This is a genomic window from Bacillus sp. LR_5, assembly GCF_042709275.1.
Genome location: NZ_JAVAXX010000611.1, coordinates 1 through 1,143, shown reverse-complemented (window position 1 = coordinate 1,143; position 1,143 = coordinate 1). Strand labels below are relative to the sequence as shown.

General features: G+C 40.4%; 2 protein-coding genes. Both read right to left on the bottom strand.

Annotation, left to right across the window (positions count from 1 at the left end; translation table 11 throughout):
* Window positions 1-190: 190 nt before the first annotated feature.
* Window positions 191-925 carry a hypothetical protein gene (locus RAC86_RS38935; protein ID WP_021481548.1) on the bottom strand — a complete coding sequence of 245 codons (735 nt, stop codon included), beginning with the start codon at window positions 923-925 and terminating at the stop codon, window positions 191-193.
* Between the two features lie 21 nt (window positions 926-946).
* A partial coding sequence (locus RAC86_RS38930; protein ID WP_377886982.1) for a DUF2768 domain-containing protein occupies window positions 947-1,143 on the bottom strand: 197 nt, incomplete at its 5' end.

Genomic DNA, 1,143 nt, shown 5'->3' with positions numbered 1-1,143 from the left:
TTTTCCAAGTGATCCCCTCCCGGACTTCCTATCCTTTTCAATTTTATTAAGCTCTTTCAATCAAACACAGGACACTATATGTGTATGACGTTGTCCTATTTGAATATGACATCTTTAGAAAATTTCTCATCCTCAATCTATTAAAGTATAAAAAAACCTTTCTCCCTATTTGTATGCAAGGGAGAAAGGTTCATTCCTTTTTCATATCATTTTCTAAAAAAACAGGTTCCTGTTTGTCATTTACCGTATATTTTACAGAAAACGCGGGGACAAAGGGGGTATCCTGCCAAATCATATCCTGGATTTCAGTCCCGGGTTTAAACGTTTTTTTGCTTTTTTTGAGGCAAGAAGCCAGCTCAGTCCGGTAATCGGCATATATTTCTCCGTCTCCGTCAATCATAAGCGGCAAGGAATTCCCTGAGATTGGGCTTGTCACTGTAAGAGAGCTTCCATCCCCAAGCTTCTTCTCATCGAGTGTAAATAAATCACGAGATAGCACATCCTTGTAAGGCGGATATTGATGCTCCTGACGATACATTTGGATGCGCAATTTCACATCGCGAATTTTTTCTGCCATCTTTAGATCAATTAATTTAACAGTCGGATCGTTCTCTACGTCAACAAGCACGTATTGATAGTCTCCCCCGCTTTCAAATGCCGTACTTGGAGGTTCAGCTATGTATCTTGGCGCTAACCGGTTAAAGTCTATCGGATATTTTTGATATAGCGGTGTCGACATATCTTTGGTTTGAATAGGAAGCAGCCCTCCATTTGCCTTTTGAAATTCATCAACAGCAGATTGAACCTGCTTTAGCTGGTCTTGATAAGGAATGGCATGCACACTGCTTTTCCGTTCATTTGGATATAAACATCCGGATAAAAACACGACTGCCGCAAAAATGATTGCGCACTTCAGTTTACCCATACAGCACTTCCTTTTACAGCTTTATTCATTGACAGGGCCGCTAAAAACCACGACAAACACAATAATTCCAGATATGAGCATACACATGTATGCGAATGATGAAATCGCAATCTTCAAAAAACGGTTTTGGCACTTAAAGCGGCTTAAATAGATGGAAGCTACAGCCAGAAACATCAGACCCATGGACCCTAGAGCAAACCACATTTTCATCAATGCCA